The 20,858-nt window shown below is 71.4% G+C and carries 14 protein-coding genes; 1 reads left to right on the top strand and 13 read right to left on the bottom strand.

Annotated elements, in window-relative coordinates:
• Positions 1 to 37: 37 nt before the first annotated feature.
• The 4 genes from GTY56_RS24095 to proB all read right to left on the bottom strand — a co-directional run bounded on the left by GTY56_RS24095 (position 38) and on the right by proB (position 3,863).
• The gene (locus tag GTY56_RS24095; protein ID WP_524540136.1) at positions 38 to 613 is read right to left on the bottom strand and encodes an SCO2584 family spore wall biosynthesis protein; all 576 of its coding nucleotides are present in this window, start codon (positions 611 to 613) and stop codon (positions 38 to 40) included.
• 191 nt (positions 614 to 804) lie between these two features.
• Positions 805 to 2,091: a glutamate-5-semialdehyde dehydrogenase gene (locus tag GTY56_RS24090; RefSeq protein ID WP_161367413.1), complete on the bottom strand. Its 1,287-nt coding sequence runs from the start codon at positions 2,089 to 2,091 to the stop codon at positions 805 to 807.
• 72 nt (positions 2,092 to 2,163) lie between these two features.
• On the bottom strand, positions 2,164 to 2,631 hold the full coding sequence (locus GTY56_RS24085) for a DUF8830 family protein (protein ID WP_524540135.1): 468 nt from the start codon (positions 2,629 to 2,631) through the stop codon (positions 2,164 to 2,166).
• Positions 2,632 to 2,756: 125 nt separating this feature from the next.
• Positions 2,757 to 3,863, bottom strand: coding sequence for a glutamate 5-kinase (gene proB, locus GTY56_RS24080; RefSeq protein ID WP_161367428.1), 1,107 nt, complete (start codon positions 3,861 to 3,863; stop codon positions 2,757 to 2,759).
• A 352-nt stretch (positions 3,864 to 4,215) separates the two neighbouring features.
• Between proB and GTY56_RS24075 the strand changes: the two genes are divergently transcribed.
• Positions 4,216 to 6,249 carry a CDP-glycerol glycerophosphotransferase family protein gene (locus tag GTY56_RS24075; protein WP_161367412.1) on the top strand — a complete coding sequence of 678 codons (2,034 nt, stop codon included), beginning with the start codon at positions 4,216 to 4,218 and terminating at the stop codon, positions 6,247 to 6,249.
• A 16-nt stretch (positions 6,250 to 6,265) separates the two neighbouring features.
• Here GTY56_RS24075 and GTY56_RS24070 read toward each other — a convergent pair whose 3' ends face one another.
• The 9 genes from GTY56_RS24070 to GTY56_RS24030 form a co-directional block, all read right to left on the bottom strand.
• Entirely contained in the window at positions 6,266 to 7,474 is a 1,209-nt protein-coding gene (locus GTY56_RS24070) for a glycosyltransferase (protein ID WP_161367411.1), read from the bottom strand.
• A gap of 203 nt (positions 7,475 to 7,677) precedes the next feature.
• A complete protein-coding gene (locus GTY56_RS24065; RefSeq protein ID WP_346345556.1) occupies positions 7,678 to 9,792 on the bottom strand; it encodes a CDP-glycerol glycerophosphotransferase family protein in 2,115 nt (704 codons plus the stop codon).
• A 174-nt stretch (positions 9,793 to 9,966) separates the two neighbouring features.
• Positions 9,967 to 11,463: a D-ribitol-5-phosphate cytidylyltransferase gene (locus GTY56_RS24060; protein ID WP_161367410.1), complete on the bottom strand. Its 1,497-nt coding sequence runs from the start codon at positions 11,461 to 11,463 to the stop codon at positions 9,967 to 9,969.
• A gap of 422 nt (positions 11,464 to 11,885) precedes the next feature.
• Positions 11,886 to 13,436 (bottom strand): alkaline phosphatase D family protein, encoded by a 1,551-nt coding sequence (locus GTY56_RS24055; protein ID WP_161367409.1) that lies wholly within the window; start codon positions 13,434 to 13,436, stop codon positions 11,886 to 11,888.
• Between the two features lie 179 nt (positions 13,437 to 13,615).
• Positions 13,616 to 15,106 (bottom strand): FG-GAP-like repeat-containing protein, encoded by a 1,491-nt coding sequence (locus GTY56_RS24050; RefSeq protein WP_346345555.1) that lies wholly within the window; start codon positions 15,104 to 15,106, stop codon positions 13,616 to 13,618.
• A 129-nt stretch (positions 15,107 to 15,235) separates the two neighbouring features.
• A complete protein-coding gene (gene obgE / locus GTY56_RS24045; protein WP_161367408.1) occupies positions 15,236 to 16,672 on the bottom strand; it encodes a GTPase ObgE in 1,437 nt (478 codons plus the stop codon).
• Between the two features lie 102 nt (positions 16,673 to 16,774).
• Complete coding sequence (gene rpmA, locus GTY56_RS24040; protein WP_031107501.1) at positions 16,775 to 17,029, bottom strand: 50S ribosomal protein L27; 255 nt, start codon at positions 17,027 to 17,029, stop codon at positions 16,775 to 16,777.
• A 14-nt stretch (positions 17,030 to 17,043) separates the two neighbouring features.
• Positions 17,044 to 17,364: a 50S ribosomal protein L21 gene (gene rplU, locus GTY56_RS24035; RefSeq protein WP_030836278.1), complete on the bottom strand. Its 321-nt coding sequence runs from the start codon at positions 17,362 to 17,364 to the stop codon at positions 17,044 to 17,046.
• A gap of 228 nt (positions 17,365 to 17,592) precedes the next feature.
• The coding region (locus GTY56_RS24030) for an Rne/Rng family ribonuclease (RefSeq protein WP_237524998.1) at positions 17,593 to 20,858 on the bottom strand (3,266 nt) is incomplete at its 5' end.

Here is a 20,858-nt window from a genome sequence, read left to right as displayed (position 1 = left end):
GTTCTGACAGGTTCTCACCAGGATGGGCGGGTTCCGGTCAGGGGCTGCGGGGGATCACCGAGACGGCCGGCTGGGAGTAGTCGGCGGAAGCCGAGGGGGAGGCTCCGCCGCCCTGTTCCAGCCCGGTCGAGGCGGGCGGCGGCGCGGGCTCGTCGCGGTTGGAGGACGCTCCGCGGTAGACCGCCGTGAAGGCCAGCGCGACCATGCCGATGCCCATCACGAGGGCGAGCATCCAGGCGACGGGGCGGTGCCAGCGGACCTGTTTGGAGTACGGTCCTGTGCCGCCGTAGGAGTCCTCGATGACGTCGGGGTCGTCGAGCTCGTCGAGGTCGGGGTCACGGCCGAAGCCGCCACGGCCGTCCGAACCGAATCCGTCGTCGAACCGCTCGCCTCGGGTGTGGGCGCGGCGGGCCTCCGCCTCGGAGGCCTCGGCTCTCGCCTGGGCCGCTGCCAGGAGGCGCTCCACTGCGGTCGGCTCGTGCACCACGGCCGCGCGTACGAAGGCCTCGTCGAAGACCACGGAGGCGAACTCTTCGTCCGACACCCCGCGGTCGTGGTCGTCGTCGGGCTCCCGGCCGTCCGGAAACGGCGTGCCCCCCACGTCCTCCGGCACGCATCCAGAGTAGACCTGGGGGGTCAATTTGGGCAGACGGTATGGAAATTCATCCACCGGTCGAGACGGCTCCCGCGGGGTCCGTGAGGGCGCACGCCGGCCTGGTTCAACCCCGCCGCGCACCGACGCGCCCAGCACGCCGGGCCGGCACATCCATGTGCCGGCCCGCATACCGCCTTACGCCGAACGGGTCAGCGCCGGATGTGCCCGTCCCCGGTGACGATGTACTTCGTGCTGGTCAGCTCCGGCAGGCCCATGGGGCCGCGGGCGTGCAGCTTCTGCGTCGAGATGCCGATCTCCGCGCCGAAGCCGAACTGGCCGCCGTCGGTGAAGCGGGTCGAGGCGTTCACGGCGACCGTGGTCGAGTCGACCAGCTGGGTGAAGCGGCGGGCGGCCTGCTGGGAGGTCGTCACGATGGCCTCGGTGTGGCCGGAGGTCCACAGCCGGATGTGCTCGACGGCCTTGTCCAGGGAGTCCACGACCGCGGCGGCGATGTCGTAGGACAGGTACTCGGTCTCCCAGTCCTCGGCCGTCGCTTCGACCACGGTGGCCTTGGAATCCTTGCCGTACGCCTGCACGCGCTCGTCGGCGTGCACGGTGACCCCGGCCTCCGCGAGGGCGTCCAGGGCGCGCGGCAGGAACTGGGCCGCGATGTCCTGATGGACCAGGAGGGTCTCGGCGGCGTTGCAGACGCCGACCCGGTGGGCCTTGGAGTTGATCAGGATCTCGACGGCCATGTCGAGGTCGGCCTGGGCGTCGACGTAGACGTGGCAGTTGCCGGTGCCGGTCTCGATGACCGGGACGACGGACTCCTGGACGACCGTGTTGATCAGGGAGGCGCCGCCGCGCGGGATGAGCACGTCGACCAGGCCGCGGGCGCGCATCAGCTCGCGCACGCTGTCGCGGCTCTCGCCGGGAACGAGCTGGACGGCGTCGGCGGGCAGCCCGGCGCCGCCGACGGCGTCGCGCAGGACGCGCACGAGGGCGGTGTTCGACTGGTACGCCGAGGAGGAGCCGCGCAGCAGGACGGCGTTGCCGGACTTCAGGCAGAGGGCGGCGGCGTCGACGGTGACGTTCGGGCGGCCCTCGTAGATGATGCCGACGACGCCGAGCGGGACGCGGACCTGGCGCAGGTCGATGCCGTTGGGCAGCGTGGAGCCGCGGACGACCTCGCCGACCGGGTCGGGCAGCGCGGCGACGTCGCGCACGTCGGAGGCGATGGCGCGGATCCGCTCGGGGGTGAGCGTGAGCCGGTCGATCATGCCCTCGCTGATGCCGGCCTCGCGGGCCTTGGCGACGTCCTTGGCGTTGGCCTCGACCACCTCACTCGCACGGACCTCCAGAGCGTCCGCGATGGCGAGCAGCGCGTCGTCCTTCTCGGCCCGGGGCAGCGGCGCGAGGGTCGCTGCGGCGGCCTTGGCGCGGTAGGCGGCCTCGGTGACCGGTGACATGGAGTCGTACGGAGAGAGCGTGGTCATGAGGGAAGGGTAGTGCGCCGGGCGGCTCGGTTCATCGTTCGTTCCGAAGCGCGAGACACTTCGTGGAACGGGTCAAAACGGATGGACGCCGACCGGGGACGCCGGCGGCGGTCCGTACCCCTCCGCGATGCGCTGGTGGTAGGTCGCGCGGTCGATGACCTCCAGGCCGACGATCTCCCAGGGCGGCAGCCCGGCGGTCTGCCGGTGCTCGCCCCACAGGCGCAGGGCGACGGCGGCCGCGTCGTGCAGGTCGCGGGCCTCCTCCCAGTAGCGGATCTCCGCGTGGTCGACCGCGTACCGGCTGGTCAGGAAGAAGGGATGGTCGTGGGCGAGCTGCTCCAGGGCGCGCCGGACCTCCGGGAGCGGGGCCTCCTTGCCGGAGACGCTGAGGGTGACGTGCCACAGGCGCGGGGTGTCGCCGGGTTCCTCGCCCCGGAACCGGTCCCCGGCCGCCACGCTCGTCAGGGCGCGCTCCTCACCGGCCGCGCGGGAGCCGGCACCACCGCGGGACGCCTGAGTCCCAGGGCGCACTCGTCGCACGACGGCCTCCTTCTGCACGTGGCGCTGCTGCGGAACAGTTCCCCGAGACAAAGTTGAGCAGGCCGCAAGGGATCGCGTGGCGGTTTTGCGGAACGTCCACCACCGGGGGCGGACGTTTCGACCCATTACGGGTGCAGAACCACCAGGTCGTCCCTGTGTACGACTTCGCGTTCGTACGCGGGTCCGAGTTCGCGGGCCAGTTCCCGGGTCGAGCGGCCGATGAGCCGGGGGATCTCCTTGGCGTCGAAGTTGACGAGCCCGCGGGCCACCGCCTGCCCCGTGCCGTCCCGCAGCTCGACCGGGTCGCCGGCGCTGAACTCGCCCTCGACGGCGGCGATGCCTGCCGGCAGCAGCGACTTGCGGCGGTCCACGACGGCCTGGACGGCGCCGTCGTCCAGGGTGAGTGCGCCCTGCGGCGTGGAGGCGTGCTGGAGCCACAGCAGCCGGTCGGCGGAGCGCTTGCCGGTGGGGTGGAAATAGGTACCGGTGTCCTGGCCGGTCAGGGCGTCGGCCGCATGAATGGCGCTGGTCAGGACGACGGGGACACCGGCGGCTGCCGCGATCCGGGCGGCCTCGACCTTGGTGACCATGCCGCCGGTGCCGACGCCGGCCTTGCCGATGCTGCCGATCTCGACGTGAGCGAGGTCGGAGGGGTGGCGCACCTCGCCGATGCGGGAGGTGCCGGGCCTGGCGGGGTCACCGTCGTAGACGCCGTCCACGTCGGACAGCAGCACCAGCAGGTCGGCGTGGACGAGGTGGGCGACGAGGGCGGCGAGGCGGTCGTTGTCGCCGAAACGGATCTCGTCGGTGGCGACGGTGTCGTTCTCGTTGACGACCGGGAAGGCGCCCATCGCGAGCAGCTTGTCCAGGGTGCGCGAGGCGTTGCGGTGGTGCGAGCGGCGGCTCATGTCGTCGGAGGTCAGCAGGACCTGCCCGACGCGGACGCCGTAGCGGGCGAACGAGGCGGTGTAGCGGGCGACCAGCAGGCCCTGGCCGACGCTGGCGGCGGCCTGCTGCCGGGCGAGGTCCTTGGGGCGGCGGCGCAGCCCCAGCGGGGCGAGGCCGGCGGCGATGGCGCCCGAGGAGACCAGGACGATCTCGCGCTCGCCGCCGCTGCGCACCTTGGCGAGGACGTCGACCAGCGCGTCCACGCGGTCCGCGTCCAGGCCGCCCGAGGCGGTGGTCAGCGAGGAGGACCCGACCTTGACGACGATCCTGCGGGCCTCGCCCACGGCCTGCCTTGCCCCTGCCACGTCGCCGTCCGTCCCCTCGCGTCGATTCGCTCCCTCACCAGGAAATCTACGGGACGGCCGGGCAGGGTGTGGCTCCGGTCCACGTTACGGACGGTGCAGCCCGCGTCACGGGAAGGCGGTCGCGCCCGGCCGGTCCCGCAGGGCGCCGGGAATCCGGTCTTCTTCTCACGGCCCCACCCAAGACAGGAATGCCGCCTTCCGCTACGGTCCGACGACACGCGGCGGTGACCGCTCCCCACACCCTGACGACACGCGCGTGTCGTCAGGAGGCCGCCGCGCGTTAACCCGGACGGCCGACCTGCGCCGACCCGACGCTCCTGGAGTGACCGCAGTGCCCGTACCTCTCCCCCGCCCACAGGCCCTTCTCAAGGGGCTGGTCACCGTCGTCCTGGCCGCCGCGTTCGCCGCACAGGCGGTCGCGGCGCTGCGGCCCGACGTTCCGCTGCTGATCGCCGCGACGGTCCTCTCCCTGGCCACCGAGGGCGTCCTGTACCGCTGGCAGCGCGGGGTGCTGTCACTGTTCGCCAAGTCACACGCGGACATCACCGTGCGGCACGTCCTGCGTGACCTGCTGCTGGTCGTGGCCCTGCTGCGGCTGGGCGAGCAGGACCGGGAGACCGTGTATGCCCCGCTGGTGGCCGGGCTGCTCGTCTTCTACGTGCTGCACTGCGCGATCCAGGCGGTCTCCGTGCTGGTGCGCCGCACCCGCACCCTGCCGGTGGTCACCCGGAACATCGACGCCTCGGCGCTGCGGCTGTCGCCGGCCCCGTCCGTGCTGCTGCGCCGCCCCGGACACCGGCTGCTGGTGTTCGGCCTGCCGGCCACGGCCGGGCTGCTGGCCAGCGCGCCGGGCGACCGGCCGCTGTACGCGGCCTCGGGCATCGCCCTGTCCCTCGCCCTCGGGCTGACGGGCCTCGGCGTGCTGCTCCTGCGCCTGCTGCCGGGCCGTCGTCCGGTCGGCGAGCAGGAGGTGCTCGACTGGTTCGACGCGTGGCTGGCCGCCTACCGGCCGACCGTCGGGCTGTACTTCTCCGGCGGTGCCTCCTCGGCCTACCAGGCGAACATGTGGCTGGAGCCGCTCGCCGGTCTCGAGGGCCGGCCGGTCATCGTGCTGCGCGAGCGGTTCATGGTGCAGAAGATCGCCGCCACGGACATCCCGATCGTGTGCCTGCCGAAGGTGTCGACGCTGATGCGCCTGGAGCACTCCACGCTCCAGGTCCTCATCCACCCGTCGAACTCCGGCAAGACCTCCCAGGTGCTGCGCATCCCCACCATCAAGCACACCTTCGTCAACCACGGCGAGAGCGACAAGCTCTCCTCCTGCAACCCCTACGCGAAGGCGTACGACGAGGTGTGGGTGGCCGGTCCCGCCGCGCGCGAGCGGTACGCCCTGGCCGAGGTCGGGGTCGAGGACAAGGACGTGGTGGAGACGGGCCGCCCGCAGCTGGACGGCGTGCTGCCCTACGCCGGGCCGCCGGCCGGGGCCGGGACGACCGTGCTGTACGCGCCGACCTGGGAGGGCTGGGACGGCAACCCCGGCAACACGTCGGTGATCGCGGCCGGCGAGAACCTGGTGCGGGCGCTGCTCGCGGACCCGGGCGTGCGGCTGCTGTACAAGCCGCATCCGCTGACGGGCTCGGTGGACCCGCGCGCGGGCGCGGCCGATCTGCGGATCCGGGAGCTGATCCGGGCGGCCAACCGGGAGCGGGCGGCGACGGGCCCCTCGGACACCGCGGAACTCGCCCGGTGCGCCGCCGAGCTGGACCGGCTCACGACGTCGGTCTTCCGGGCCGGGGCCGACACCGTGGAGCGGATGCTGGTGCAGTCGGCGCCGGAGCCGGGCCGGGCGGCGGCGGTGGCGCGCGCGACGGCCGCGTGGGAGGAGGCGTACTGGGCCTCGCTGCCGGAGGGCGAGCACCAGATCATCACGGACGCCCGGCCCACGCTGTACTCCTGCTTCAACGTGGCCGACCTGCTGATCAGTGATGTGTCGAGCGTGATCAGCGACTTCCTGGCGAGCGAGAAGCCGTACGCGGTGGCCAACACCAGCGGTCTGTCCGAGGACGCCTTCCGTGCGGCGTTCCCGACGGTGGTGGCGGCGACGGTGCTGACGCCCGACGCCGCCGGGGTGCCGGGCCTGCTGGAGACGGTCCGGCACCCGGAGGACGACGAACTGGCCGAGGCGCGCGCGGAGTTGAAGCTGCGCCTGCTGGGTCCGGCGGAGCCGTCGTCTCAGGAACGCTTCAACGACGCCGTCCGGGCGCTGTGCGGGGAGGCCCGGGACCACCGGGCCCGGGTGGCGGAGCGGCTGGCCGCGGTGCCCGGCCAGCGCACGGCGGCGGAGGTTCCGACCGCGCCGCGCTGAGCGGCGGCAGGCGCGGTCAGGCCGCGTGCCGCACCTCCCGTGAGGTGATGACCCGCCGCGCCTTGCGCACCGCCCGGCGTACGAACGTGTCGACGCCGCCCTCGCGGTAGCCGGGGAAGGCCCGGGCCTCCCGGGGCTCGGCGAGGTAGGCGGAGTCGGGGACGCCCGCGGCGCGGTCCCGGAAGTGCGGGTAGGCCAGGTACACCCGGCGGCCCTTCCTCTCCAGGAGGGCCGCCGCCTGCTTCTTGGCCTTGACGAACTTCACCACGTCCAGGAGCAGTTCCGGGCGCTGCTCGGCGACCAGGTGCAGCCGCAGCCGCTCGTGCACCTTGAGCCGGTGGGCGACGCCCTCGGTCCAGTGGGCGTCCATCAGCGGCTTGGCCAGCTCGAACTTGTGCCGGCGTATCTCCTCGCTGTCCGTCAGGTACTTGGGTCCGAACTGCGGCAGCAGCGTCACGAGGAAGGGCCGGATCATCAGCTGGTCGCGCCGGCCGCCCGCGGGAACGAGCTCGGCGATGAGCTCCATCAGGGCCCGCGCGGAGTCGAAGCGCAGCGTGTAACTGCCGCTCTTCGTCACGTGCTTGCCGTCATCGCGGCCGACCAGGTAGTAGCAGGTGTGGTCGGCGACCACGGAGACGCCGTCCGCCCGGAGATACGCCTCCATGGTGAACAGCGCGTCCTCGCCGGTGAACAGCGACTCGTCGAAGCGCATGCCGTGCCGGTCCAGCAGTTCGCGGCGGAACAGCTTCTGCGCGCTGAGCGTGAACTTGATGTTGGAGGAGAAGACGTCCGTCCGCTCCACCGTCCTGCCCCACATGGACTTCGGCGCCGAGCGGTTGACGCCCTCGACCTTGCCGAGCACCACGTCGGTGCCCGCCCGGTCGGCCATGTCGACCATGCGCTCCAGGGCCTCGGGACCCAGCCGGTCGTCGGCGTCGAGGAAGAAGACGTAGCGCCCGCCGGCCTTGCCCAGGCCGACGTTGCGCGGGCCGCTGGGTCCGCCGGAGTTCTCCTGACGGATCACCAGCACGCGCATGGGAGCGCGCTCGGCGAACTCCTCCAGGTACTCCCCCGTTCCGTCCGTCGAACCGTCGTCCACCGCGATGACCTCGACGCGCGTCGGATCGATGGTCTGTGCCTCGACGGACGAGAGGCACTCGATCAGATACGGCATCGCTTCGTACGCCCCGATGATCACACTCACATCAGGCTGCGTCACGGTCACGTTTCCCCCTAGTCAATGGGATATTCCCCCCGTATCGCCTCATTCGCTACTTGGTAGACGGGTGATCGAGGCAAGCGGTTGCCTCGCACGCGGGTGTTAGTGGGACAGGTCACACAGTGAGCGGACAGGGTCCGGGAAACAGAAAGAGTTCGGCCCCGAGGAGAAGCTCCTCGGGGCCGAACTCTCCAGTCAGCGGCGGCAGTTCAGCCCGTGCCGACCCCGTCCGTGTCACCGGCCGTGGGCACCCGCTGCCCCGGCACGGCGTTCGCCAGCTCGGCCTCGCTCTCCGCGAGGGCGGCCGCGTCCCGTGACTGCTGGCCGACGTTGCGCGTCTCGGCCTTGAGGGCGAGGTCCGCGACGGCGGTGTTGAACTGCTCCAGCGAGGTCGGCTCGTCCGGGCCCAGCAGGTACCGCTTGAGCTCCTTGCGGTCCTCGGCCAGCGGGTCGGCGTCCGGGGCGCGGACCGCGCCGAGCAGCTCGCCCAGCTCGGACGCGCTGTTGGACAGGATCACCGCGGCCCGCACCGCGGTGTTGTTCCGCTTGAACTCCTCGACGCCCACCGCGGCGGAGTCGGTGACCGCGTACGGCTTGCCGCTCGCGATGAAGTCGGAGACCACGCTGGAGATGTCGGAGACCATCGCGTCGGAGACGTTGAAGCAGTCGTACAGCCGGGGCTCGGCGCCGGTGATGACGCGGTGCTCCCAGGACGGGAAGGAACGCCAGTAGGCGTCGTTCCACTCGGCGCGCAGCCGGGCGGCCTCCTCGTGCCGGGCGACGTCGATCAGCCCGTCACGGGTGGCCACGGCCTCGTCGCCGCGGTCGCCGCCGGAGCCGGACAGCTGCGCGAGCCGGGCCTCGATGCGGCTCAGCTCGGCCTTGGCCTGGGCCTGGGCGGCGGTGTCGGCGACGAACCGCGTGTTGATGGCCCGCTCCGCGGCGGCCTTCTGCACCAGGGCGGTGATCCGCCGGTGCGCGGCGCCCGCCTCCTTGCTGACATTGCCGGTGAACGGGTGCGGCTTGTACAGGACGCGGACCGGCGGGTCGGCCTGCACGAGCTGCTTCACGATGTTCTCGCCGGCCAGCACGACCGAGGTGTTGCCCGGGTTGCCGTCCCAGCCCTCCCAGGTGGGGGCGTACAGCACGGTCGGGATGCGGCCCTCGGGCACGCCCTGCCAGGTCTGGATCGGGGCGAGCTGGGGGCGGCCGACCTCGACGATGTCGTCGTCGCGGACGCCGACGTCGGCGATGGCGTAGCGGTCGCGGCCCGCGCGGCCGGCCGTCCACACCTCGTCGTAGACCTTGCTGTACGGGTTGACGCTGGCGAGCTTGTCGCTGTCGCCGTGGCCGATGAAGACGTGCTTGATGGTGGGCACGCGCAGCATGTGGATGTTCTTGCCGACGTTGGCCGCGTAGAGCGCGACGCGCACCGTGGACAGGTCCATGTTCATCAGGTGCACCCCTCCGGGCACGCAGATGACGGGGACCGTGGTGGGCGCCAGGTTGTTCAGGATGGCCCGCTCACGCAGGATGATCAGCGGCTTGGAGTCCAGCTTCTCCATGGTGTCGAGCCACATGTTGACCTGGTAGGCGGAGTCCTTCGAACCGGAGAAGTACAGGACCGTCTCCGGCTTGTACTCGCCCAGCCAGTCGTCGACGGCGGCCAGGACCCTCTCGGCGTTCGGCGGGATCTTCCGGCCGCGCACGAAGGGCACGAGCGCCAGGACGTACAGGGTGGCCAGGGCCACGGTGACGCCGATGCCGATGAAGCCGATCAGGGCCGACTTGGCCTGCGCGGCGACCAGGATGCCGACGACCGCGAAGAGGTCGAGGTGGAGCATCTTCTCGGCGGAGCGGTGCAGCAGCCTGCGGGGCGGGGCGTCCGGGATGCGGATGCGGGAGGCCAGGTCGACGTTGCGGGTGGCGACCGGCATGCGGCGGCGGTTGCGTATCAGCTGCACCAGCGCACCGTGCGGGGCCTGAAGACCGTAGAAGGCGATGAAGCAGGCGATCGCCCCGTAGTAGATCAGGTTGTCCGCGAGGGACAGCCGGGCCAGCAGCAGCACGAGCAGCAGCTGCCGGATCAGGAAGCGGATCGGCAGTCCGGCCCGCACCTTGCCGAGGCGGTTGATCAGGTAGCTGCCCTTGCGGTGCAGATAGTGGTCCGCCAGGTACGTCACGGCGGCCGCTGCCGCGAAGGCGGGAACGCTCGGGACGAGCGCGGCCAGCATGAGGGCGGGGAAGCCCGCCACCATGAGGACCGCCGCGGCCAGCTCGGCCGCGCTGCCCACCCGGGCGACGCGAATAGCGGTGGATATCACGGAGAAACCTGCTCTTGGGAGGGGTGTGCCGGTCTTGGTTCGAGAATGCGGCTGGTCTGTGAATATTCGCGAGACGGTATGGATTCAGGCCCCTGCGAACACTCCTGTCGACGGAAAACCGTTAACAGGAGGGCGCAGAGGCCTGAATTACCGAAGTCTATTTGGCGCCAATTATTACACGCCGTCCTGCCGGTCCAGCACCGTGGCCAGCGCCTGCTCGAAGCCGGAGGCCCGGGCCGCACCGGCCGTCGGGTCCTGCTGGCGGACGTCGATGACGTGGCCGGTGAGCTCGGAGAGCAGCACGTCGAGGGAGGTGCGGGCCACGGCCTCGGAGGACAGCAGGGAGCCCGACGGCTCCTGGCCGAACGCCTTGGTGCGCATGGGGGTGGCGGTGCGCTCGGGGTTGATGCAGTTGACGCGGACGCCGTCGCCGGCCCACTCGTCGGACAGCGCCTGGGTGAGGTTCACCATGGCGGCCTTGGTGGAGGAGTACAGGCTGTACTCGGCCCGGCCCCGGGTGTAGCTGCTGGAGGTGTAGAGCAGCAACTGGCCCTTGGTCTCGGACAGGTACTTGTACGACGACCGGGCGATCTGCACCGGGGCCAGGTAGTTGACCTTCAGCGCCTCCTCGATGGTGGCGTTGTCGGTCTCGGCGAGCTTGCCTATGCGCAGCACGCCGGCGGTGTTGACCACGTAGTCGATGCGGCCCGTCTCGGCGTAGGCCTTGGACAGCGCGTCGTCGACCTCCTCCGGGTTCTCCACGTGGGTGCCGGTGGTGGAGCGGCCCAGCGCGTAGACCTTGGCGCCGTAGGACTCGGCGAGCTCGGCGATGTCCTTGCCGATGCCGTAGCTGCCGCCGAAGACGACCATGGTCTTGCCGGTGAGCAGCTCGCGGTAGGCCTCCTCGGAGACCTGCTCGGGCGCGGCCGTGGAGGCGAGCTGGAAGAGCTTGTCGGCGATGAAGACGTCGACGGGCTGGGTGACCTTCATGTTGTACTCGTCACCCGCGACGACGTGGATCGGCACGTCGGGCAGGTACTTGAGCACGACGGAGCAGTCGTCGGTCGCCTGGAAGTTGGGGTCACCGGCGGCGACCTCGTAGGCCCGCTTGATCGTGGACAGCTTGAACGCCTGCGGCGTCTGGCCGCGGCGCAGCCGGGAGCGGTCCGGGATCTCGGTGATGAACTCGCCGTCCTCGCCGTGCGTGCGCGTGACGATGATGGTGTCCGCGGACGGGATGGCCACGTCGACGGCCTGGTAGCGCTCCAGGGCGACGACGCAGTCGTCGATGACGCGCTGCGAGAGCAGGGGGCGCACGGCGTCGTGGAAGAGGACGTTGGCGTCCTCGCCCTCGGCCAGGCCCTCACCCAGCGCGGCGATGGCGCGCTCGGTGGTCTCGTTCCGCGTGGAGCCGCCCTCGATGACCTTCGAGACCTTCTTGAATCCGGCCTTCGCGACGATCTTCTCGATGTCGGGCACATAACCCGGAGCCATCAGCACGATGACGTCGTCGATCGAGTCGGTGTTCTCGAAGGTGGTCAGCGTGTGCTCGATGACTGCCTTGCCGGCGATCTTCAGCAGCTGCTTGGGGATCGACAGACCCACGCGCTGGCCGGTGCCACCGGCCAGGATCACTGCGGTGGTACGGGGCTTGGCTATGTGCTGGGACACAGGTGACCTACCTTGGGGCGACAGGGAACTCGGAAATGGTCCCACTTGTGGTTACCGCAATGCAAGGTGAGCGACCTCCACCGCATATGTGCGCGCAACCCCTCATTCACCTGGTGACGCCGGTGATTGGCGAGACGGTTCCGCCGGCGATGCAGGCGCCCCGGGAATTGCTGTGAGTAACTCCACAGGAGCGCAGCGGTGCCGGAGACGCCCTGCGCCGACGGCGGCCGAGGACCCGTCCGAGTTCCTTGGACGATGTCCGGTGCACGGTACGCGCTTTGCGGGTGTGCCCGGCGCCACGGCGACGGCGGCGCCCGCGGAATTCCTGGTCAAGATTCCGCAGCATTTCGGTCTCGGCCGGAGCAATACGGCGTGAGCCCGGGACTCCTCGGAGTCCCGGGCTCACGCGCGACGCGGGCCGGTCAGACGACCTCGACGCCCGGACGGCCCGCCCGGACCCTCAGCCGGGCCAGCGTGCTCGGGGTCGCCGTGGTCTGCCGGACCGTGTCGACCACCCGGACCTGGGCGTCGATGCGGTCGCGGTGGACGTCGAAGAGGTGGTAGCCGCGGTGGGCGTCGAGCAGCTTCCAGTGCGGGTTGTCCGGGCGCCGCGGGTCCCACTCCCTGCGGAAGGCCTCCTGGTCCTGGTCGCCGTTGCTGGAGATGGAGGTGCCGACGAACTCGGCTCCGACGACGTCCGAATCCGGGTCGGCGTAGTCCGCCTTGAGGTCGCTGATCATCGTCAGGTGCCGGTCGCCGGAGAGCACGACCGGGTTGCGGACCTGCCGGAACTCCTGGAGGAACCGGTTGCGTTCGGCCTGGTAGCCGTCCCAGGCGTCGTAGAACCAGAGTTTGCCCTCGCCGACCTTGAGGTCCGTCTCGGCCATCATGATCTGGGAGGCGATGAGGTTCCAGCGGGCGGGCGAGTTCTTGAGCCCGTTCAGCAGCCACCCCTTCTGCTGCGCGCCCAGCATGGTCAGCGACGGGTCCTGGGCGCCTTCCTGGCTGGTGGCCTGGTCGCTGCGGTACTGACGGGTGTCCAGGACGTTGAGCCGGGCCAGGCGGCCGAACTCCAGGCGGCGGTACATCCGGATGTGCGGGCCGTCCGGGACGGCGGTGGCACGGACCGGCATGTGCTCGTAGAACGCCTGGTAGGCGGCGGTGAGCCGGGCCACGAACGCGTCGTGCGGCTGCTTGTCGGGGTCCTGGGGGATCTCGCCGGCGAAGTCGTTGTCCACCTCGTGGTCGTCGAAGGTCACCACGAACGGCGCGTTCGCGTGCATCGCCGCGAGGTCGGGGTCCGTCCGGTACTGGGCGTACCGGTTGCGGTACTGGACGAGGCTGAACGGCTCGCCGGTGCCCTCGTGGCGCCGCAGGGCCGTCGCCGAGGGCGTGGACTCGTAGATGTAGTCGCCGACGAACACCACGACGTCCGGGTCCTGGTCGAGCATGTCCGCGTATGGCGTGAAGTAGCCGTGCTGCCAGTTCTGGCAGGAGGCGAGGGCCATGCGCAGGGAGCCACCGGAGCTGTAGGGGTGGGGGGCGGTGCGGGTGCGGCCCACGGGCGAGAGCTGCCCGCTGGTGCGGAAGCGGTACCAGTAGGTACGGCCCGCGCGCAGTCCGCGTACGTCCACGTGAACGCTGTGCCCGTACTCGGGCCGGGCCTGGGCGGTGCCCCGCCGGACGAGCTTTCTGAACCGGTGGTCCTCCGCGAGCTGCCACTCGACCGGCACGACCCGGTCGGGCATGCCGCCGCCGTTCAGCGGGTCAGGGGCGAGCCTGGTCCACAGCACGATGCCGTCCGGGAGCGGGTCGCCCGAGGAGACGCCGAGGCTGAACACACCGTCCGGCAGCGGGGTTTCGGCCGCACGGGCGGCGGCCGGAAGCCACAGCTGGGCGGAGGCGGCGGCGCCGAGCACCGCGGCACCCGCGGTCAGAAAGCGGCGTCGGTCGGGGGATACTGCTCCGGTCATCGGCTGACTCCCTTACCTCGCTGGCCACTTGGACACGGGGAAGCTTCACGCTCGCGGGCGGTCCGCCCGCTGAACGCCGGGGTTCACGTACATGACAACTAAGCAGACAAAGAGAGACTCGCCGCCAGCATCGGAACAAGCCGTTGCCGGGGCGAGTCTGACAGGTGATCAGTACCGGGTCAGCGAGCGAAACCCCTGCCGAGGGAGGAGCCGCTCCTGACCGTGCCGAGGGTGCCCGCGCCGAAGCCGACCGAGCCGGTCGCGGTGGGAGTGTTCACGGGATTGGGGAACGCCCAGACCCCGCCGTCCCGGTTCTCGCCGGTGGCGCCGGTGAACAGCTCGGCCCGGCCATCGCCGTTGACGTCGAGCAGGTTGGTGTCGGCACCGAAGAAATCGTTCCGCTCCGCGGTGCCAGGAACGTTCCTGGTGTTCTGGCTGATGCTGTAGGCGCCGTTCCCGGTGAGCCCGGACCTGCCGCCGCGCAGGACGGTCACCTGGCCGGCCGCGTACACCTCGCCGAGGTCCTCGCTCGCGCTGCCGGTGGAGACGTCCGCGTGGCCGTCGGCGTTGACGTCACCGACGGAGATGCCCCCGCCGAAGCCGTCGGACCACTCCGAGCTTCCGGGCACACCCGGGGTTTCCTGCGTGATGATCGCCGTACGGGAGGTGTCGGGGCCGTCGGCCGAGCCGTGCACCACGCCGATCTGGCCGCCCTTCAGCAGCGGGTCGTCGAGGTCGGCTTCGCCGAAGCCGTCGTTCGGGCGGCCGATGACGAGGTCGGCGTACCCGTCCTTGTCCACGTCGCCGACGCCGAGGCTCTCGCCGCCGCGCATGCGCGTGCCGTCGGGGTTGTTCACCGGGACGGGGGCGCTCAGGCCGTCATGGGTGCCCCGCAGGAAGACCGCGCGCCGGTGCCTGTAGTCGGGGTCGTGCATGTCGTCGTCGCTGACGTCGTGGATGAGCGCGACCAGGTCCGTGATGCCGTCGTGGTCGACGTCCCCGGCCGCCACGTCGTCCGTGACGTACGCGGGCTCGATGGCCAGGGTCCGGCTCTTCGCGGCACCCGTGGTGCGGTCGAACGGCCCGGACAGCAGGCGGGTGCCGGTGGCCAGATCCAGCCGGCCGTCGCCGTCGAAGTCGCCGAGCGCCGGGGTCTCGGCGTCGACCCGGTCCTGTTCGGTGCCGGTGGCCACGGCCGTACCGCCCGACAGGCCCCGCTTCCCGCCCCACAGCACGGCTAGCGTGCCGGCGCGGGTGACCTCCCCGACGCTCTCACCCGGGGCGCCCACGACCAGGTCGGCGTAGCCGTCGCCGTCCAGGTCGCCGGCGGCGAGGCCGTCGCCGTAGTCGTCGTTGGTCTCGGCGGCACCGGGTATGCCCGGGGTGTTCTGGCTGATGACCTGTTTGTGCGTCAGGTCGAGGCCCTTGGCCGAGCCGTAGACGACGGCCACGTACCCGGCCTGGGCCCGGCCGTCGACCTTGCCGCGCGGCGCGGCGACGGCCAGGTCCTGGTAACCGTCACCGTTGAAGTCGTCCCGGAGCTTCTTCTCGGTGACGGACGGGGCGGCGGAGACGGCGTGCGCGGCCACCGGGGTGGTCACGGCCGCGACGACGGCGACAGCTGCCGCGACCGCCCGGCCGACCCTGCGCTTGCTCATGGACTGTGGCACGTCGACTCCGTTGATCCGCTGGGCACCTGTGGTGCGGCGAGGAACAAGATCCTCACCGCACCGCCCTGTACGACTCACCGGAGAACGGCTTGGTTGCACCGAAGCCCGTTGCTCATGTGCCCTTTTGGACTAGAACGGCTCGAAGTCGTCGAACTCCTGCTGGGCCTCGTCCCGTTCGGCCTGCCGGTCCTTGCGGCGCTGCGCGGCCGGCCGCTCCCCCTCCAGCCGGTGGTCCTCACCGCGGCGGCCGAGCATCTCGGCGCCGGCCGTCACGGACGGCTCCCAGTCGAAGACGACCGCGTTGTCCTCGGGTCCGATGGCCACGCCGTCGCCGCCTCGGGCGCCGGCCTTCATCAGCTCCGCTTCGACACCGAGCCGGTTGAGCCGGTCCGCGAGGTATCCGACGGCTTCGTCGTTGTTGAAGTCGGTCTGGCGCACCCAGCGTTCGGGCTTCTCACCGCGCACCCGGAACAGCCCGTCGGCCTCCTGCGTCACGGTGAAGCCGGTGTCGTCCACGGCCTTCGGCCGGATCACGATCCGGGTGGCCTCTTCCTTCGGCTTCGCGGCCCGCGACTGCGCCACGACCTCCGCGAGCGCGTACGACAGCTCCTTCAGGCCCATGTGCGCCACGGCCGACACCTCGAACACGCGGTAGCCGCGCGCCTCCAGGTCGGGCCGCACCATCTCGGCCAGGTCCTTGCCGTCCGGTACGTCGATCTTGTTCAGGACGACGATCCGCGGCCGGTTGTCCAGCCCGCCGTACTGGCGCAGCTCCTCCTCGATGATGTCGAGGTCGGAGACGGGGTCGCGCTCGGACTCCAGCGTCGCGGTGTCCAGGACGTGCACGAGCACACTGCACCGCTCCACGTGCCGCAGGAACTCAAGGCCCAGGCCCTTGCCCTGGCTGGCCCCGGGGATCAGCCCGGGCACGTCGGCGATCGTGTAGACCGTCGAACCGGCGGTGACGACACCGAGGTTGGGCACGAGCGTGGTGAAGGGGTAGTCGGCGATCTTCGGCTTGGCCGCGCTCAGCACCGAGATCAGCGACGACTTGCCGGCGCTCGGGTACCCGACGAGCGCCACGTCGGCGACGGTCTTCAGCTCCAGGACGACGTCCCGCAGATCTCCCGGCTCACCGAGCAGCGCGAATCCGGGCGCCTTGCGCCGCGCGGAGGCCAGCGCCGCGTTGCCGAGCCCGCCCCGGCCGCCCTGCGCGGCGACGTACGACGTGCCGTGCCCGACCAGGTCGGCGAGGACGTTGCCCGCCTTGTCCAGCACGACCGTGCCGTCCGGCACCGGCAGGACGAGGTCCTGGCCGTCCTTGCCGGAGCGGTTGCCGCCCTCGCCGGGCTTGCCGTTGGTGGCCTTGCGGTGCGGGGAGTGGTGGTAGTCGAGCAGCGTGGTGACCGACTGGTCGACGGTGAGGATCACGTCCCCGCCGCGCCCGCCGTTGCCGCCGTCCGGCCCGCCGAGGGGCTTGAACTTCTCACGGTGGACGGAGGCACAGCCGTGGCCTCCGCTACCCGCGGCGACATGCAGCTCGACGCGGTCCACGAAGGTGGTCATGGGATGTGCCTCCAGTTACTGCGGGAATGTCTAGGGGTAACACGCGAAAGGCGGACCCGCTTCCCGTGAGGGAAGTGAGGTCCGCCTCGCGAAAGTTTCCGATCAGGCGACCGGAACGATGTTCACGACCTTGCGGCCACGGTGGGTGCCGAACTGCACCGAACCGGCCTCGAGGGCGAACAGCGTGTCGTCGCCACCACGGCCGACGCCGGAGCCCGGGTGGAAGTGGGTGCCACGCTGACGGACCAGGATCTCACCCGCGTTGACGACCTGACCGCCGAAGCGCTTCACGCCGAGCCGCTGGGCATTGGAGTCGCGACCGTTCCGGGTGGACGATGCGCCCTTCTTGTGTGCCATTTCTCCTCAGTCCCTTACTTCGCAGCCGTGGGGATCTCAGTGACCTTGATCGCCGTGTACTGCTGGCGGTGGCCCTGGCGACGGCGGTAACCCGTCTTGTTCTTGTAGCGCAGAATGTCGATCTTCTGGCCCTTGTGGTGGTCCACGACCTCGGCCTGGACCTTGATGCCGGCCAGCACCCACGGGTCGCTGGTCACGGCGTCGCCGTCGACAACGAGCAGGGTCGAGAGCTCGACCGAGTCGCCAACCTTGGCAGTGGAAATCTTGTCAACCTCAACGATGTCGCCGACAGCAACCTTGTGCTGGCGACCACCGCTGCGCACGATGGCGTACACGCGGAACTCACTCTCTAGCTCGGGAAACGGCACCCCCGCAGGCCAGCCGCCCGACTCAGCGAGCAGCCTCTCCTGGCGCCCGGCGCCCGGAGGATGAGGTTTACGGGGATGTGACGTGTCAGTCGACACGCCGACGGTCAAGGTTACGGGGCCGCGGCCGAAGGGGTCAAACCGAGCCGGGCCCGCCGCCTGTGCGACCGGTCACGCCGGTCGCACAGGCGGTGGATCTCAGCCTTCGTCGGTGGAAGCCGAGACGGAAGACGCGGACGACGCCGACTGCTCCGCCGCCACGGTCTTCTTCGACGCGGTCTTCTTGGCGGCCGTCTTGGTGGTCTTCGCCGCCTTCTTGGCCGTCGTCTTCTTGGCGGCGGTCTTCTTCGCCGCGGTCTTCTTGGTGGTGGCGGCCTTCTTCGCCGTGGCCTTCTTCGCCGTCTTGCGGGCCGTCTTCTTGGCGGGCGCCGACTCCTCGGCGGCCTCCTCCGTGACGGCACCGTCGGACGCGGGCACCTGCGGGGCCTCCGCGGACACCAGGTCCTCGGACGCGGCCGACGGGACGACCACGACGGCCGTCTCCTCGGACGCCGTCGACACCGTCGGCTTGCGCACGGCACGGCGCCGCGGACGGGCCGGGGCGGCGCTCTCGGCGGGCGCCTCGGGCTGTCCGGCCGGCTCGGGCACCTCGGTGGCCTCGGCCTCGGACACCGCCGGTGCGGTCTCGGCGACCGTCACCACGGCCGCCTCGGCCCCCGCCGGAGAACCCGCCGGAGCGGACACCTTGCGGGTGGCCCGCCGCCGGGTACGGCCCTTGGGCGCGGCGTCCTCGGCCGGAGCGGCCTGCGCGGCCTCGACCACCGGGTCCTCCACGGCCATCGGCTCGGCCTGCGCCTCGGCGGCCGGCTCCGGCTGCACCGGACGGGCGACCTCCTGCTCGGCGGTCACGTCCTGAGCCGTCGGCACCTCGGCCTCGGCCTGCTCGGCCCTGCCCCGGCCGCGCCGGGTCCCGTCCCTGCCCTGCTCGGCCCTGGGCTCCGCCGTCTCGCCCCGCGGGGCACCCGCCGGAGCCGACACCCGCCGGCTCGCCCGGCGTCGCGACCGGCCACGGCCCGCTGCGGCCTCCGCCTCGGCGGCGCTGCTGTACAGCTCCTCGTCGGGCTCGAAGGACGGCTCGGGCAGCGCGATCGGCTCGGCGACCTCGGCCACGACCTCCGCCTCCGTCTCGGCCTCCTGCTCGGCGGTCTCGACGGCGGCCTCGTGCACGTGCGGCTGCTCGGCGGCACCGGCACGGGCGCGCTTCTTGCGCTTGCCGCCGCCTCCGGGGGCCGTCGGCTGCTCCATGTGCACGATGACACCGCGGCCGTTGCAGTGGACACACGTCTCGGAGAAGGACTCCAGCAGGCCCTGCCCGACCCGCTTGCGGGTCATCTGCACGAGCCCCAGCGAGGTCACCTCGGCGACCTGGTGCTTCGTACGGTCGCGGCCCAGGCACTCCAGCAGGCGCCGCAGCACCAGGTCCCGGTTGGACTCCAGCACCATGTCGATGAAGTCGATGACGATGATGCCGCCGAGGTCGCGCAGCCGCAGCTGACGCACGATCTCCTCGGCCGCCTCCAGGTTGTTCCTGGTGACCGTCTCCTCCAGGTTGCCGCCCTGGCCGGTGAACTTGCCGGTGTTGACGTCGACGACGACCATCGCCTCGGTCCGGTCGATCACCAGCGAACCACCGCTGGGCAGCCAGACCTTGCGGTCGAGGGCCTTGGCGAGCTGCTCGTCGATCCGGTACGTGGCGAAGACGTCGACCTCGGAGGTCCACTTCGACAGCCGCTCGGCGAGGTCCGGCGCGACGTGCGAGACGTACCCGTGGATGGTCGACCACGCCTCGTCACCGCTGACGACGACCTTGGAGAAGTCCTCGTTGAAGATGTCGCGCACGACCCGGACGGTCATGTCCGGCTCGCCGTACAGCAGCGTCGGTGCGTTGCCGTTCTTGGCCTTCTTCTGGATGTCCTCCCACTGCTGCTGAAGCCGCTCGACGTCCCGGCGCAGCTCGTCCTCGCTCGCGCCCTCGGCGGCGGTGCGCACGATGACACCCGCGTCCTCGGGGACGATCTTCTTGAGGATCGTCTTCAGCCGGGCCCGCTCGGTGTCGGGCAGCTTGCGGCTGATGCCGGTCATGGAGCCCTCGGGCACGTACACGAGGTAGCGGCCCGGCAGGGAGACCTGGCTGGTCAGACGCGCGCCCTTGTGGCCGATCGGGTCCTTCGTCACCTGGACGAGCACCGACTGGCCGGACTTCAGGGCGGACTCGATGCGCCGCGGCCCGTTGGCCATGCCCAGCGCCTCGAAGTTGACCTCACCGGCGTACAGCACCGCGTTGCGGCCCTTGCCGATGTCGATGAAGGCGGCCTCCATCGACGGCAGCACGTTCTGCACCTTGCCGAGGTAGACGTTGCCGACGTACGAGGTCGACTGCTCCTTGTTGACGTAGTGCTCGACGAGCACGTTGTCCTCGAGGACGCCGATCTGCGTGCGGTCGCCGTGCTGGCGGACGACCATCACGCGCTCCACGGCCTCGCGGCGGGCCAGGAACTCGGCCTCGGTGATGATCGGCACCCGGCGGCGGCCCTGCTCGCGGCCTTCGCGGCGGCGCTGCTTCTTGGCCTCCAGACGGGTCGAGCCCTTGATGGACTGCACCTCGTCGGACGGCTCGGCCTTGGGGCGGGGCTCGCGGACCTTGACGACCGTGCGCTCGGGGTCGTCGTCGGAGGGCTCGGCCTCGGTGCCGGAGTCACCGGCACGGCGACGGCGGCGACGGCGACGGCGGCTGCTGCTGGAACCGCCTGCGCCGGACTCGTCGCGGTCGGTGGCGTCCTCGGAGTCCTCGTCGTCCTCCTCGGCGCCGTCCTCGGTGTCCTGCGCGGCGCTCTGCTCGGACTCGGCGTCCTCACCGCCCTCACCGTCGGCGTCGGCGTCGGCGGACTCACCGCGCCTGCGGCGGCGGCCGCCCCGGCGACGGCGGCGGCGCGAGCCGGTGCCCTCGGACTCCTCCTGGTCGTCACCGTCGGCCTGGTCCTCGGCGGTGTCGTCGGCCTCCTCCGCGTCGTCGGCGGTGGTGTCGACGGCGGTGGTCTCGGGGGCCGGAGCCTGTGCCTCGGCGTCGTCACCGGCACCCCGGCGCCGGCGCCGGCGACGCGAACCGCCGGCCGGCTCCTCGCGCCGGTCCTCGGCCGGTGCGGGCTCCTCGCTCTCCTCGGGCTCCGCCGCCCCGGCCGCTTCGGCGGCGGCAGCGGCGGCCGCCCGCTCCGGCGTCTGGAACTGGGGCTCGGTGAAGACGGGTGCCTGGAACAGCGCGACGGCGGGCCGCCTCGGACGAGAGGGCGACTCGATCTCGCCGTCGGCAGCCTCCGCGGACGCCCGGGCGGCGGCCTTCGAGGCCCGGGCGCCCTTGGCGGGCTGGGCGGGCTCGGCGAAGCCGCCGGCGGCCCGGCGCACGACCC

The sequence above is a fragment of the Streptomyces sp. SID5643 genome, assembly GCF_009872555.1.
GTDB lineage: Bacteria > Actinomycetota > Actinomycetes > Streptomycetales > Streptomycetaceae > Streptomyces > Streptomyces iakyrus.
The sequence above is the reverse complement of the archived record's forward strand: the minus strand, read 5'-3'. Positions and strand labels throughout refer to the sequence as shown.